Origin of the sequence: Psychrobacter sp. MF31, from assembly GCF_012847335.1 — a bacterium.
Taxonomy (GTDB): Bacteria; Pseudomonadota; Gammaproteobacteria; order Pseudomonadales; family Moraxellaceae; genus Psychrobacter.
Genome location: NZ_JABBDX010000007.1, coordinates 115879 through 130547, shown reverse-complemented (window position 1 = coordinate 130547; position 14669 = coordinate 115879). Strand labels below are relative to the sequence as shown.

Annotated in this window: 12 protein-coding genes; 6 read left to right on the top strand and 6 right to left on the bottom strand. The window is 46.7% G+C overall.

What is annotated here, in order from left to right:
• Window positions 1-20 precede the first annotated feature (20 nt).
• The 3 genes from HF322_RS10070 to HF322_RS10060 all read right to left on the bottom strand — a co-directional run bounded on the left by HF322_RS10070 (window position 21) and on the right by HF322_RS10060 (window position 3334).
• On the bottom strand, window positions 21-488 hold the full coding sequence (locus HF322_RS10070) for a hypothetical protein (RefSeq protein ID WP_169393313.1): 468 nt from the start codon (window positions 486-488) through the stop codon (window positions 21-23).
• Between the two features lie 172 nt (window positions 489-660).
• Complete coding sequence (gene lnt / locus HF322_RS10065) at window positions 661-2238, bottom strand: apolipoprotein N-acyltransferase (RefSeq protein ID WP_169393312.1); 1578 nt, start codon at window positions 2236-2238, stop codon at window positions 661-663.
• Between the two features lie 196 nt (window positions 2239-2434).
• Entirely contained in the window at window positions 2435-3334 is a 900-nt protein-coding gene (locus tag HF322_RS10060) for an HlyC/CorC family transporter (RefSeq protein WP_169393311.1), read from the bottom strand.
• A gap of 209 nt (window positions 3335-3543) precedes the next feature.
• On the opposite strand from HF322_RS10060, the gene HF322_RS10055 reads away from it, so the two are divergent.
• On the top strand, window positions 3544-4791 hold the full coding sequence (locus tag HF322_RS10055; RefSeq protein ID WP_169393310.1) for a DUF4105 domain-containing protein: 1248 nt from the start codon (window positions 3544-3546) through the stop codon (window positions 4789-4791).
• Between the two features lie 6 nt (window positions 4792-4797).
• Here HF322_RS10055 and HF322_RS10050 read toward each other — a convergent pair whose 3' ends face one another.
• Both HF322_RS10050 and HF322_RS10045 read right to left on the bottom strand, forming a co-directional pair.
• Window positions 4798-5655: a hypothetical protein gene (locus tag HF322_RS10050; RefSeq protein WP_169393309.1), complete on the bottom strand. Its 858-nt coding sequence runs from the start codon at window positions 5653-5655 to the stop codon at window positions 4798-4800.
• Window positions 5656-5709: 54 nt separating this feature from the next.
• Window positions 5710-6264: a YcgN family cysteine cluster protein gene (locus HF322_RS10045; RefSeq protein ID WP_169393337.1), complete on the bottom strand. Its 555-nt coding sequence runs from the start codon at window positions 6262-6264 to the stop codon at window positions 5710-5712.
• Between the two features lie 205 nt (window positions 6265-6469).
• On the opposite strand from HF322_RS10045, the gene HF322_RS10040 reads away from it, so the two are divergent.
• The 5 genes from HF322_RS10040 to mutY all read left to right on the top strand — a co-directional run bounded on the left by HF322_RS10040 (window position 6470) and on the right by mutY (window position 13681).
• Window positions 6470-7207, top strand: coding sequence for a dienelactone hydrolase family protein (locus HF322_RS10040; protein ID WP_169393308.1), 738 nt, complete (start codon window positions 6470-6472; stop codon window positions 7205-7207).
• Between the two features lie 179 nt (window positions 7208-7386).
• Window positions 7387-10386, top strand: coding sequence for a DUF2339 domain-containing protein (locus HF322_RS10035; protein ID WP_169393307.1), 3000 nt, complete (start codon window positions 7387-7389; stop codon window positions 10384-10386).
• Window positions 10387-10410: 24 nt separating this feature from the next.
• Complete coding sequence (ylqF, locus tag HF322_RS10030) at window positions 10411-11367, top strand: ribosome biogenesis GTPase YlqF (protein ID WP_169393306.1); 957 nt, start codon at window positions 10411-10413, stop codon at window positions 11365-11367.
• Between the two features lie 42 nt (window positions 11368-11409).
• A complete protein-coding gene (locus HF322_RS10025; RefSeq protein WP_169393305.1) occupies window positions 11410-12399 on the top strand; it encodes a GIY-YIG nuclease family protein in 990 nt (329 codons plus the stop codon).
• A 58-nt stretch (window positions 12400-12457) separates the two neighbouring features.
• Window positions 12458-13681, top strand: a complete 1224-nt coding sequence (gene mutY / locus HF322_RS10020; RefSeq protein ID WP_169393304.1) for an A/G-specific adenine glycosylase — start codon at window positions 12458-12460, stop codon at window positions 13679-13681.
• Window positions 13682-13704: 23 nt separating this feature from the next.
• Here mutY and HF322_RS10015 read toward each other — a convergent pair whose 3' ends face one another.
• Window positions 13705-14607: an acyl-CoA thioesterase II gene (locus HF322_RS10015; RefSeq protein ID WP_169393303.1), complete on the bottom strand. Its 903-nt coding sequence runs from the start codon at window positions 14605-14607 to the stop codon at window positions 13705-13707.
• Between the last annotated feature and the right edge of the window lie 62 nt (window positions 14608-14669).

Here is a 14669-nt window from a genome sequence, read left to right as displayed (position 1 = left end):
TTTAAAACTCGCTTTAGCGCTTATTTGGCAACAGAATCCGGCTTTCCAGACTCAGCGTTGGCAACTTCTGCGGCAGGCTCAGAGGCTTGAACGGCTGCTTGGCTGACTGTGCCTTCCGCGGTTGCCGTTCCGGCTTCAGCGGCAACCACATCGCCGCCATTGTCATTTGGCGCAGGCGTTACTGTGGCATCGGCTGGCGTCTCAGGTGTTGCAGCTTCTGTTGCTCCTGCACCCGCTTCTTCTTTTGGTTCAGCAGCGGCAGGATCAGCAGCTTCGCTACTGGCGTCAGCTTTAGCAGCTGGGGCAGGCGCAGCGGCAGCTTCGGTTGTTTCTGCAGCGGCGGGCTCTTCAGCTTTAATATGCTCTCCTGCCGGACGCAAAAACGCGGAAATACCAATGAGCAAGACGATTCCTAAAAATAATCCCACGCCGCCTAAAGCAAACGCAAACTCTTTCATGGGGTTGTTGCTGCTGATATCTTCTGACATATCTCATCCACCTTGCACAAAAAATATTTAAAATTTTAGCCTATTATATCGCAAATTTTATCAATTTGTTAAAAGCCTTAACTATTTAATGGGATTCTTCACAAATATTTTTACGCCAAAAAAAATTGCCAATTTTTAAGTGAATGATCCCAGTTTAAAAAAAGCCTGAACGCTATGAACGGTTTGGTAACCGGTGTTGATTGGCACGCCTGCCAAGATAGCTTAATACCAATAATAGCGCTATAAAGCCCAACACGGGATAATTGCCAAAGCGAGTAAATGGGGTTTGCCCTGTTCGCGCTTCAATCTCGCCGCGAAGTACGGTGCGCTCAAACTGCGGGGCGCGGCTAACAATGCGACCTTTATCATCAATGATGGCAGTGACGCCAGTGTTGGTTGCTCGCATAAACCAGCGACCGTTTTCAAGAGCGCGCATTTGAACCATTTGCAAATGCTGTAATGGTCCTGCAGACGTTCCAAACCAAGCATCGTTAGAAATGGTCAATAAAAAGTCGGTGCCAATGGCATTTTTGCGCGTGGTGTCGGGATAAGCCACCTCATAGCAGACTGCCGCACCAAGATTGTGACCGCGAACATGAAGCGGTGCTTGGTGATCCGCGCCGCGGCTATAGCTCATGATGTCTTGATTTCCCGCCAAATTTGGTAGGATATCAAGTGCCCCTTCAAACGGAATATATTCGCCAAACGGCACCAAACGCTGCTTTTTATAAAGCCCTTCAGCATCCGCCCCAAGCGCAATCACGCTGTTATAAAATGGCGGGTATTTATCCGTTTTGGGATTAAAAGCCGCCGTATCTTTATAAGGCACTCCCGTGATCCAAGTCGTTCCGGTTTCTTTGGCGACTTTGACCATCTCGCTGATAAAGGCAATGGCTTCATCTTGAAACATCGGAATGGAGGATTCTGGCCAAAGGACAATGTCGCGACCCCATTCGCTTTGGGTTAATGTTGCGTAGATTTTGAGCGTTTCAACCTGATATTCAGTCAGCCATTTTAAATCTTGCGGGATATTGCCTTGAATCAATGATACGGTAAGATTGGGCGTGCCTTTTGGTTTTGTCCACTGCGGATTGATGAGCCAAAGCACCACGCCAATCCCAACAAAAACAATCGATGCTAATAAAAATCCTAAACGGCGGCGGGCAGCTTCCACCAAACTTGCCGCAAATAAAACGGCAACAAAGCTGATAGCAAATACCCCAAAAACCGGCGCCATGCTTGAGAGCCAATACTGCTCGGTGAACGCATAACCGACAAACAACCATGGAAATCCAGTTAACAGCCACGTTTTTAGCCACTCTTGAGCGACCCAAAGCGCGGCAAAGGATAATGGCTGACGACCAACGACATTGTTAAAAATCAGTGCCAAAACCCCATGAAACAGCCCCATGACCAGCCCCATCAGCGCGATCATAATCAGCGCAAGCCAAGCTGGCGTATCGCCATAATCATGAATGGACGTATAAAGCCAAAACGCGCCCACGCACCAAAGCCCCATGCCATAAGCTTCGCCGATAATAAACGCGCGCTTGCCGCTCATAGCAGGCTTTAATAACGCGTATAAAATCGCCGGTGACACAATCGCCAAAGGCCAAATCTTATAAGGCGCAAGCGCCAATAAAAACATCGCTCCGGCAACCCAAGCGATAAGAATGGCGCCCAAAATCGGCAAAGTTTGCTCTTGATTTGCCTTCAGCCGCTTTTGCAAATCCGACGTCGTCAGCCGCATATCTGATTCCCAATGATCTCAATAAAAAAATAAAACGTTGCCCAAATAATGCCGCCCATGATACCAGTTGGGCAGATTAAAAGGAAAACTTTGGCGACTTATTTCGTCGGTTTAATGGCGGTGAAATAACTTTTTAATTGCCATAAAAAAACACGGCGTGAACCGTGCTTTTTTCAAAATTATTAGCGAGCTATTTTTAGGGTAATGGATTGGGGGCAATCTCATTTTTAGGCAATTTGGTCAGCTCAAGCAGATGAATAAAGCGACCTTCAACGTCGGTGATGGTGATTTTCCAATCATCAATGGTGACGCTTTCGCCTTCTAAATCACTGACATAACCGAGCGCTTGCATCACCAAACCGCCCATGGTGTCAACCTCAGCATCATCAAAATGACTGCCAAGCTCATCGTTACAGTCCTCAATCACCGTTGCTGCTTGGACACACCATGTATCGGACTTTTCAGGGTGCGGGACGATGTTATTAATGTCGCTGTCTTCATCAAAATCGTCGTGCTCATCAACAATGTCGCCAACGATTTCCTCAAGCAAATCCTCCATCGTGACCACGCCGGCAAAGTTGCCAAAGTCGTCAACCACGACCGCCATATGAACTTGGGTGCTTTGTAAGGAGCGAAGCAGCGTATCGGAGCGGGCCGACTCACTGATATAAAGCGGCTGACGAACCAAATCCCGAAGGCGCTTGCTGTCGATTTTATCCTCTTGATCGCGGATCATCATCACCAAAATCGGAATCAAATCTTTGGCAAGTAAAATGCCAATCACCGCGTCATCGTCTTGGCTATCAAACACCGGATAGCGCGAGTGCGCCGCTTCAAGGATGATGTCCATGACCTCAGTCAAGCTTGCACTTTCGTGAAGCCCAATCACTTGTGGTCTTGGGGTCATGATTTCGCGGACTTGGGTGGCGGGCAAATCCAAAACGCCTTCTAACATATCCACGGTATCGGGCTCTAAAAACTGCCGCGAGTCGTGAACGAGCCGAATCAGTTCATCTCGGGTTTCAGGGGCGGTCGTCAGCCAGCGTTTTAAGCCGCGCATCGACCAACTACTCGGACTAGGAGCCTCATCGGACATAATGGTGTGATTTAACCTCGTTTATCATGATAAGCGTTATGATGGGGGTAATTGTCAAAATTAAAACCAAATTTTACAAGAACTTTTTACTGTCACCTTGAGCAAATATTTGCAAATTGCAGCCATAAAGTCAATTGCTATTGCTTGCTTGCAACAAACTTTGGTATGGTTTTATTTACCCCTGACAATCTCAAGGTTTGCTATCCTTCATGAGCTTTAAATCGATAATTAAACGCCTGATAACCTCAAAATTAAAGCCTCGCCTTGAGTTTAAAGAGTTGCCTTGGCGATCAAAGCTCATTTGGCTGTTGATTATGCTTGCGGTCACCCTTTCGGCGATTTGGCTACTTTTGGTGCTTTGGTATCAATTTGGGGTGTTCGTGATGACAGGCGAGCTCACCCTGCTTTTAACCGCTCTAGCCTTTTTAAGCGCGGCATTAATTATTACGCTGACCACATTGATTATCGCGGCTATCGTAAAGCCTAATGAGCTCAATGCCAAATTTAAAGCCAATGTCGATGTTAAAAAATTACTTACCAATTACGCGGTGATCTGGCTGATTGGGTTTGGCGGATTTGTCAGCATTCAGCCTTTGCAAGACCGCGATTGGAAGCCGGAAGTTGCCAAAATTTTAAGCTATTCGCGCGACGCTAATAATCCAAATTTGGTCACGCTTTACAACGTTCGCAATTTCGATTGGATAAATAGCGAGGATGCTACCGAGCGCTGGGAGTCGCGGACGATTGATTTGGACAAATTGAGCGGCGTTGATGTGATTAATTCCTACTGGATGGGACCGTTAATCGCCCATACTTTGGTCAGCTTTCATATTGAAGGCGAGCGACCAATTGCCATGTCGTTTGAAATACGAAAAGAAAACGGCGAGTCGTTTTCGGCGCTTGGTGGTTTTTTTAAACGTTATGAACTCAGCCTAATCGCATCTGAGGAGCGCGATATCATTTATACCCGAACCAACGCTCGCGGCGAACAGGTTTATTTATTTCCTATCAGTCATTTAAACCAAAGCCAAGTCAAGGCGCTGTTTGAGGCGTATTTGACCGCCAGTGACGAGCTGAACGCAGAGCCTGACTGGTACAATACGCTCACGAGCAATTGCACCAACATCATTTTTTATATGGCGCGGATTATCAGCGGTGACCGTTTGCCTTGGGATTACCGGATTTGGGTGTCGGGTTGGCTGCCCAATTATTTGTACAAATTAGGGCTTCTTGACTCACAACCGAATACTAATCTTGATGCCAAAAACGCTCAAAATCAATCGTGGTCAATGGATGAGTGGTACGAGCGCGCGCATATCAACCCAAAAGTTCGGGATTTTAGCCGCGATTTAAACAATAAAAACATTCATGGCGATAAGTTTTCACAAAAAATTCGGGAGGGATTACCGCAGCCGAGGTTAATAGACTCAAAAACCGCCAAAGCCAATTACAATTGAGCTACCTTAATTAACTGTTATCTGACCAGTCATGGTTTCAACGGTCACTGGATGACCTACAAGCTTCGTTAATTCCTCTTTAATCGCATAGGTTTGCTCTGGAGTTGGTCGCTTTATTGGTTCAAAATATAAATCCACGATGACTGAATTAGTTATCGGCTCATAGCCAATGCTTTGAGTATTGGGATAACGTTTAGTAATTTCAGGATGCGCTTTTTCCATGAGCTGCAAAATCTGAGCCTTAGTTTTATCGCTAATAGGGTAAATATAAATAGGCAGGGTTAACTGTTCAGCGCTGTCTTTAAAGGTATAAAGATAAGAAGACGCTTTAACGGCGTGGGTTGCAGTAACGCCCAATTGAAACTCATCAGGATTGTTATTGACATAATAAACTTCTACCAAGTCATCGCCTAAAACCTGCTCCAAAGCATCAATGACGCCTCGACTAATAGATTGCAAAGTTAAGCGCTTGCGAGCCTCGCTTGGCGTTAATCCAAACGCTTTGGCATAAGACTTTTCGACCATCTCGATGGGCGACGTATCTTTTGTCAAATCTATTGCTGATTGCGATTTAATAAAATACTCGGGATGGTTTTTATAATAGCTATAGCTATTGGCAAGCTTCTCAATTTTTTGCCAATCGACCGCCATTGGCGCAGCGGGTTTAACTTTCGGCAGAGCAGGTAAAGCTTTTGCGTCGGCAGGCGTTGGTTGCACCACTTGCTTTGGCGCTTGTTTTGAACTGGTTTTGGTTAAAGGTATTGTATTTGCGCAGCTGCTTAATATCAGTGCTGCAACTACTAACAAACTGCCTTTAACCGCATTTTTTCTTTGATAGCTTTTGTTCGTTATAATTTTAGCCATGTTCAATCCTTAATTGACAATTTGACTCAATTAAAGCCAATTATCAAACAAAACTCAAGCATCAACCCAAGTCACTACCCGCAACTCCATTTCTTCATCGCTCATGCCAGCTTCACTTACGCAGCGACCGGCTACGCCAATATTTGCCGCTCGCATCAGCTTTTCGGTTTTGGCGGCGTCTTTGGTAATGAGCAAATGCCAATTCGGAAGCGACTTGCCCTCAAAAACGCGTTTGTAAGCGCAGTGGGAAGGCAACCAAGTCATCTCGGCGATGTTGTCTTGGGTGAGTTGGATACAATCGGGAACGTAATCTTGCCTGTGCTCATAATTTTGGCAGTGCCCCGTCGTACAATCCATCAGCTTGCAAGCGACATCGGTATATTCGACCGTCTCGTCGTCATCGTCCATATATTTAATCAAGCAGCAGCAGCCGCAGCCGTCACACAGCGCTTCCCACTCGCTGTTGGTCAGCTCAAATAGTGAAAAGTTTTGCCAAAAATTGGGGCGCAAATCGGCATCGTTATTAACAATCGGCGTTGATTTTGGCTTTTTAGCATTGGGCACAGTGTCAAAGCTTGCTTGAAGCGTTTGCAATAAATTAAATTTCATAAAATAACGTCGCGGCGGCAGAGAAATTAGCGGGCTGATCATCAGCGTTACAGTATTATAGCTGTTTTTGGGCGATTTTGCGGCTAAGGTAGTCAAGTTAATGCCGCAAATTTTGGCAAATTCCCCAGGTTGATGGGCAATTTGTGGGATTAAATTTTTAACATAAAGCAAAAATAAATCTAATTTAAAAAAATAAGGAAATCCTATGTCGATTAAAACCTTTGAGCTGATTAGCACGACCGAAAATAACGTCGAATTGATCAGCTACGTCGCGCTTCCAGAGTCGGCAAGCGCAGAAAATCCTGCTCCTGGAGTTTTGGTGGCACCCGAATGGTGGGGCATCGTTGAGCATCCCAAAAACGTGACCGAGCGCTTGGCAAAAGCTGGGTTTGCAGCGGTCGCCATGGACGTTTACGGCGAAGGCAAATTGACTGCCGATGCAGCAATGGCAAACTTTTGGATGGAGCAAGTACTTGAGGACAAAGATTTATTAACTGACCGCTGCCGCCTGATTTTAAATGATTTTTGTGACCAAACTTCAGTTGATGAAAATAATATTGGCGCGATTGGGTTTTGCTTTGGCGGCAAAGTAGTTTTGGATATGGCGCGCGAGGGCATGTCGCTCAAAGCCGTTGCTACTTTCCACGGCAACCCAACCCCAAAAAAACCGGCCGATAGCAATTTTAAAGCCAAAGTGTTGGTTGCTCACGGTCGCGACGACTCGATGGTGTCAATGGACGCGATTGACGAGCTTAAAAAAGAATTGGATGCGGCAGGCGTCGATTACACTGTCGATGTTTATGACAATGCCAAGCACGGCTTTACCAACCCTGACGCGGACAAACGCGCTGCTGAAAACAATGTTGATTTGGGCTACAACGAAACCGCGGCTAAGCAAAGCTGGGATAAAATGATTGACTTTATGACGGCTAATTTAAAATAAATAATAAGCAAGCATAATAGATGCCTAAGCTGAGTTTGAGCTTAGGCATTTTTCTTTGTAAAAGGTTTTTTGAACCGCTTTTAGTTTGGCGCGCTTATTTATCAAGCACACTTTTTGGCTTGTACTTGCCGTAAAATCAGGTCATGATTTACGCTAGGATGGTTGGTTGAGGATTAAGGATGCTTTATTTATTTGCAGGATCGTTTGGGGTTTTGACCTTTGTGACCTTGCTTGTGGTCGTGGTGGTACTGTATCAGCACTTAAATAACAAAATCCAAAGGCTTGCCAAAAAAGTCGACGATTTGCAATATCAAGTCAATGCTTATCAGCGTTCTTTGTCGTCATCCTCAGCGTCCCAACCATCAACAACTGCCGCACAAACTGAGCAACCACCAAAACCTGCTGCACCTTTACCAGAAACGCCAACCGCGCCGCCGTCCTTACCTAGCGGCTATTTTGACCAAGAGCGCCCTTTGCCCCTACAACATGCAACCGCTCAAACCACAAAAACGGCAACCGATTATCCGCAAAAACCGACTGCCAAATCTGATAACAGTGCAAACAATGCAAACAGCGACCCCATCAATCCCGATGAGCGCTCATTTGAAGTCGTTACCTCGTTTGCCAACTCAATAAAGCAGTGGTTTTTTGGTGGCAACCTCGTGGTTCGCGTCGGCGTTTTGGTGCTGCTCGTCGGCGTGGTGCTGCTGCTCAAATTGCTTAGCGACTATATTGAGCTGTCCATCACGACCAAGCTTATTGCCATTGGCGTTGCAGGATTGGCGTTAGCAGGACTTGGCTTAAAGCTTGCCAAAAAGCGCTTTGCCTACGGCATATCCTTGCAAGGCGCAGGGATTGCCACAGCGTACTTAAGCACCTTTTTTGCCTATCACTATTATGACGTGCTTGCCGGCTTGCCAAGCTTTGTGCTGCTTGGGATATTGTCCGCGTTAACCGTTGGGCTTGCGCTTCGGCAAAATGCCTTTCCGCTTGCCCTGCTTGCGCTTGGTGGCGGCTTTTTAGCGCCGATTTTGACCAGTGACGACGCGCAAAATCTAACCGCGCTGTTTGGTTATTATTTGCTGCTCAATACTGCCATTGCCATCATCGCCCACTTTCGACCTTGGAAAGTGCTTAACCTGCTTGGGGTGACGCTCACTTTTGGCTTGGCGTATTATTTGGGCGCGGAAACGCCACTTTCTGTATTGCAATCTCAGCGCGGCGCATTGGTGCTGTTAACCGTGCTTCACGTGGTGCTTTATTTATTTGTCGTCATCCGTTTTGCGCAACAATTAACTCAATATAATGTCGCCGAATTTGCAAAACATAAGCTTTCAAAGCAAAGCCTTTTAAATAAAAGCCAAGAAAACGGCACTTTAGAAAACCAAGCCGAAGCTTCCGCCAAAACCTTACCGCGATATTTATTTCCCATTGACGTAGGATTGCTGTTTTCCGTGCCAATTTTAGCGTTTGGCATCTTATCGGCGCTGCTTCATGACATCAATCACGCGCTAACGATAGCCAGCGGATTATTTGCGCTCGTTTATTTGGGACTTGGGCTGTTTTTTGTGAAAAAAAGCGGTCGCTTTGAGCCGATCAGCGAAGGGATGCTCGCGCTTGGCGGCGGCTTTTTGGCGCTGATGATTCCGATTGCTTTTGATGCCAAATGGGTGGCGTTTGGCTGGTCGGTTCAAGGCTTAGCGCTCGTTTGGTTTGGCAGGCAAAGCCTTCGCGCTTGGGCAGTGTTGTTTGGATTGGCGCTGCAAGGGCTTAGCATGATTTGGCTTTGGGAAAATTCAACGATTTCCGCGCCGCTATTGTCATTAAGCGTTTCAGCGCTGTGCTTTTTGGCGACAGCATTTATTTTACGCTCGGCAAATTCGCCGGTGCCCTTATTTAATCATTTAGATTTAGAACATAATCGCGAAAGCCAAAACCCCTTAGACCCCAATTTTTATCGCAGCAACGTTTGGCTATCGGGAATTAACTCGCAAAGCTTTGCGGTAACTTTACTTTGGAAAAGCCCAAGTTTTATTAGCTTTTTAACCCTGCTTGCTGCGGCTTGGCTGATTTACGTGTTGGCTATTGATATTGATGATTGGTCGGTGGCGCTTGAGTTATCAGGGTCAATGACTGCGGCATTAGCGATTTTAATCAGCCTTGCCGGATTTTGCACAATCAACCGCTACCAAGGTTGGCGCGAGGTCAGCCGATTGACGCATGGCGTTTTGCTGCTATTTTATTTAACCCTTATCGTTCAACTTCCGCAGCATTATGAATTCAATCATCCTTGGCATGGCTCGGTGTGGTTGATTTGGGGTATTTTGGTTTTCGGTTGGGCGCTGCTTGCTCAAGCTTGGCTTAAATTTTGGTTTGAATCAAACGAATTACGCCGTTATGATGGCGCAAGTTGGCTTGGCACAGGGATTTTGGTGGCGGCAAGTTTGGCGCATTATCAGCTTGCCCCCTCCGACGGCGTGATGGCAATGCTTGTCACGACCCTACTTTTAACATTTGGACTTTGGCAATCGTCCAATCAAATTGGCAAGGCAAGCCATGTTTTTCAAAAACCCGTTTGGTTTGATTGGTCATCGGCTTGGCTGCTTTGTGCGAAGTTTTTTGCGCCAATTATTTTGATTTGGGTAATAGTGACAAGCTGGTCTTATGACGGCGTGATTTGGGGATTGCCGTATATTCCCATCCTTAACTTTTATGATGTGACGACGATTTTAGCGCTAATTTTGGGTGTATTAACATGGCGCGCAAGCCAGCCTACAGGCGATGCACCGGATTTACCGCAGCCGCTATTGATTGCGCTTGCATTAACCAGTTTTTGGGCGCTGTCGAGCATTTTGGTGCGCTCCTTACATGCGTTTATTGGCACGCCGCTTTGGGACGGCGGCGCTTGGGAAAGCTCGCAGGTGCAAACGGGGCTGACCATGCTTTGGACGCTGATTGCCCTTGCTGCCACCATTACTGCCAGTAAATATTTGGCGCGCGCGCTTTGGTTTTTGGGCATTGGGCTATTGGCTGCTGTAGTGATAAAGCTCGTGCTGATTGATTTGTCGCAAATTGAAGCCATTTGGCGCGTCATGTCGTTCTTAGGCGCAGGAAGTTTGATTTTGCTTATCGGCTACCTTGCGCCAATCCCGCCTGCCATTAACCACAAAACAGATTAATTTTATTTTTAAAAAGGCACAATTATGACCACCACCACGATGATTCAATGGTTTCCGGGGCACATGAACAAAGCTCGCAACGAGATTAAAGAGATGATGCCGCAAATGGACGTCATCATTGAGGTGCTCGACGCGCGAATCCCATACAGCAGCGACAATCCGATGATCGGCAAGCTTCGCGGCGACAAGCCGGTGATTAAAATTTTAAACAAAGCCGACCTTGCTGACCCTGAGTTAACCAAAGCTTGGATGGAATTTTTTGAATCAGAATCTGGGGTAAAAACGCTCGCCTTTGACAACAATAAAAGCGACGACATTCACAAAATTATCAGCCTTTGCCAAACGATGGTTGCGGGCAAAGCGGCTAGCGGTCGGCAAATCAAAGCCATGATTATGGGAATCCCCAACGTTGGCAAATCAACCTTGATTAACACCTTAGCCGGTCGCACCGTCGCCAAAACCGGCAATGAGCCTGCTGTCACCAAATCGCAGCAGCTGATCAAACTTGACGCTGGCATCATGCTTTATGACACCCCCGGAATGCTTTGGCCAAAGGTTGAAAACGCCCATTCTGGCTACCGCTTGGCAGCAACGGGTGGCGTCAAAGACACCGCGTTTGACTTTAGCGACGTGGCAAGCTACACCGCCGAGTATTTGCTTAGCGCCTACCCTGAACTGCTCAAAGCACGCTACAAACTTGAGGAATTGCCCAAAACCGATTGGGAATTTTTTGAATTGGCGGGGCGCTCGCGTGGACTATTAAAAAAAGGCGGCGTTGTGGATACTTACCGAATGTCAGAAATTCTAGTCAATGAGCTTCGTGCAGGACAAATTGGCAATATCACCCTTGAAACCCCTGCCATGCGCGAGGCTGAAGAAATTGAGGTGGCGCAATTGCGACTTGCTGCTGAGGAAAAAAAGAAATCAAAGGAAGAAGAAAAACGCTTACGCCGATTAAAAACGAAAAAGAATCGGAAGTAGTTCTTTACCTTTTAAAATAACCAAATTTGCCCTGAATACCTTATGAGCCAAACTGCCAAAACCATTCAAATCTATTTACCAAAAGGCAATCCGCGCGGGCTTCGCGTTGCTGAAATGACCACGCGAACCGTTCGCTTGATTGAAATTCCGCGCGTTGATATTCACGACTTTTTTGCTCGCGATGATGCCAATCAAGTGGGGCTTTATTTTTTACTCAGCGACAGCGAAGATTTGAGCCGACCCAAGCTTTATATCGGACAAACGGGCGAGTTAAAACGGCGCTTATCGCAGCATCATATCGATACCAAAAAGGAGTTTTGGACGCGCGCGTTTGTTATGCTCTCAACCAACAATACCATGACTCAAACTCACGCGCTATATCTTGAGCATAAAGCCATCAAAACCGCACAAGACGTTGGTCGTTATGATTTGCAAAATGGCAATCATGGCAATCGACCGCATACGCCCGACCCGCTAAAAGCCGATTGCGAGGAGCTGTTTTATACGCTTGATGTTTTATTATCAACGCTTGGTCAGCCGGTTTTTGAATCGCTAACTTTTGATAAAAGCATTCAGGCAGTTATTAATAATACTGCCGATTTGGATAGCGCCACAAACGGTTTTGATAATAAAAAGAGCTCACAGTTCGAAATATCACCTGATGCTCTGGATACGCAGAGCTTGCCAAATCAAGAATTACCCAAGCAAGAATCGCCCACCCTTTTTTATTGTAAAACCAAAAATGCCGATGCTAAAGGTTATTTCAACGAAGATGGCTTTGTTATTTTAGCAGGGTCAATCATTCGCAAATCCTCAACCTCATCGTTAGGCAGTTGGGCAATAAATGAAAAAGCAAAACTGGTCAAAGAAAATAAGCTTATTGACGGCAAAGGCGACACTTATCAGCTAACCTGTAATCATTTATTCAAAACGCCAAGCGGCGCAGGGCAATTTGCCACCGGACGCCCTACCAACGGTTGGGTTGAGTGGAAAAATAAAGACGGTCAAACCTTAGACAGCGTTTACCGCTAGGCTTTAGATTTGCGCCATCGCCCTTATATAAAAGCTTTTAGCCGATGGTCGCCAAATAATGACTGATGTTGTTCACCCAAAATTTTCCCAACCTGCCAACCACCTCGACAGCTTCGCCCCGCGCTTGCTCGATTGGTTCGACACCCACGGTCGCCACAATTTGCCGTGGCAGCAGCACAAAACCGACGCGCCAAATCCCTATATCGTTTGGCTGTCCGAGGTTATGCTTCAGCAAACGCAGGTCACCACGGTTCTGCCCTACTTTGCAAGGTTTATAGCAAGCTTTCCAAGCGTTCATGATTTGGCAGCGGCAGATTGGGATTTGGTGGCGGAGCACTGGGCGGGGCTTGGCTACTATGCTCGCGCTCGTAATTTGCATAAAGGCGCAAAGCAGCTTGTGGCGGTGATTGAAGCCACGGGTAATTTTCCGCAAACCCTGCAAGATTGGGAAGCCATTTCGGGCGTCGGGCGCTCGACCGCAGGCGCAATCATGGCAATGGGACTGCACAAATACGGCGTCATTTGTGATGGCAACGTCAAGCGGGTGCTCACGCGCTGGTCGGCAATCGATGGCGACATTACCAAATCGGCGACGGACAAAATACTTTGGGAACTTGCCACAAGGCTGACGCCAACTGATGACGCCGGACGCTTTGCTCAAGCGATGATGGATTTGGGAGCCACGCTTTGTACGCGCCGAAACCCAAATTGCCAATCCTGCCCGCTGCAAAACGACTGCTTCGCCCACGCTCAAGGTCGCGAAACCCACTTTCCCGTCAAAGCCAAAAAAGCGCCCAAACCCAGCAAATTTAGTAAAGCCTTACTTATCAGCAATAACAATGGCGAAATACTTTGGCTAAAACGCCCTGACAATGGCATTTGGGGCGGACTTTGGAGCTTGCCGCTTTTATTTGATAAAAAAGTGCAGGTGGATAAAAAAACTAAATTGGAGGTTACCATCACCGCCGAGCAAGATGACGCGCTTTTTGACAGTGAAATGAGCACGGCTGAGCAAATTATTCATGAATTAATTTTAACAAGCGACGTTAAGTTAATACCTTGCAGACAAGATTTGTTTGACGACGCGCCTATCAAGCACAGCCTAACCCATTTTCATTGGTATTTAACACCGTATCAAACAAGATTTAGCAATGAAAACATCCAAATCTTAAGTAACAAATTAAGCCAAGCCGATATTGACTTTCAATGGCTTGATAGCAAAACGGCAAAAGCCACCTTAGGATTGCCGCGAGCGATGGAAAAAATTTTAGAATCGTCTTGATCAGCGAGCTTTACTTTAATAAATTAAGACTTAGGAACCCGCAGCCGCATCAAACCTTCTTGCTGAACGGTCGCCACAAGCTTACCATTTTGCCAAAATTGACCGTGATTTAAGCCTTTAGCATTTGAGGTGGTATCGCTCCACATGTCATAAAGCAGCCAATCGTTTAAATCAAAGGCGCGGTGAAAGTGCATTGAGTGGTCAATGCTAGCCGCTTGCAAACCATTGGTCATAAAGCTGACGCCATGTGACATCAGCCCCGTTCCCACCAAATAAAAATCGGACGAAAACGCCAACAGCGCTTGCTGAATGGCTTGCGGCTGCTCGCCAAGCTGTTTGATTCGCAGCCAGTTGGCTTGCTTAGGCTTGATGGGTTCAGGGTGAATAGGGTCACGCGGCTTAACAGGTTTAATCTCAACATGGCGCTTGCGCATAAAGCGCGCTTTTAGGGCATCGGGGACTTTGCCCACATACTGTTCTTTTAAATCCTGCTCAGCAAGCAAGTCCTCAGGCGGCGGATAAACAGGCATATCTTCTTGATATTCAAGACCGTCTTCCATTGGGGAAAACGACGCCATCATGATAAAAATCATTTGCAAATCAGGAGCTTCGCCCGTTGCCGATTGACATTGAAACGCGGTGACCTCGCGCGCAGACAAGCTTCTGCCGTCACGAAGCCTACGAACTTTGTAAATTATCGGCTTATGAATATCGCCGCCGCGCAAAAAATAGCCATGTAAAGAGTGACAGGGCTTGTCTTCGGTGAGCGTTTTTGCCGCTGCCATCAACGCTTGGGCAAGCACCTGACCACCAAAAATACGCGCGCCGACATAGTCGTGGCTTTGACCTTCAAACTCATCGGGGCGAATCTCGGTAAGCGCCACCGTGGCAAGCAGCTCATCAATCAGTTGGCAATCCTCTGACATGACCGTCAGTCTCCTTTGTAAATCTTAATCGCGCCTTAACGCCGCAATTTTTTTATGGCAAT